Source organism: Methylobacterium sp. J-026, from assembly GCF_022829585.1.
Classification (GTDB): Bacteria; Pseudomonadota; Alphaproteobacteria; order Rhizobiales; family Beijerinckiaceae; genus Methylobacterium.
The window spans coordinates 1-547 of record NZ_JAKSYC010000202.1 but is presented as its reverse complement, the minus strand read 5'-3'; the positions used below and the strand labels follow the sequence as shown (position 1 = coordinate 547).

Annotated in this window: 1 protein-coding gene; it reads left to right on the top strand. The window is 70.2% G+C overall.

The features are described from left to right. A partial coding sequence (locus MKK69_RS31370) for a methyl-accepting chemotaxis protein (protein WP_243970272.1) occupies nt 1–547 on the top strand: 547 nt, incomplete at both ends.

The following is a 547-nucleotide window of genomic DNA, read 5'->3' as shown; positions in this document are numbered from 1 at the left end:
GGCCGAGGCGCAGGGGGCGACCAGCACGGATCTCGACGCGATCGGTACCGCGGTCGAGGCCGTCCCCCTGCAGACGGCCGAGGCCGCCGCCAGAGTGGGACAGGTGTCGAGGGACATCCAGGCGGTGGGTTCGGGCGCGGGGAAGTTGGCGTCATCCGCCGGCGAGATCAGCCAGCAGGTCAGCCACGCGGCGCGCATGGCCGGCGAGGCGGTCGAGCAGGCCCGCCATGCCGGCGGCATCGTCGAGGGCCTGAGCGGCCAGGCCACGCAGATCGGCGAGGTGGTGACGATGATCCAGGGGATCGCCGCGCAGACCAACTTGTTGGCACTCAACGCTACGATCGAGGCGGCGCGGGCGGGCGCCTCGGGCAAAGGCTTCGCGGTCGTGGCGTCGGAGGTGAAAGCCTTGGCCGAGCAGACTGCCAAGGCGACAGATCAGATCCGTGTGCAGATCACCGCGACCCAAGCGGCCACGCGCGAGGCGGTGGGCGCAATCGGTTCGATCCAGGGCACGATCGGCAAACTGGATGAGGTCTCAGCAGCGATC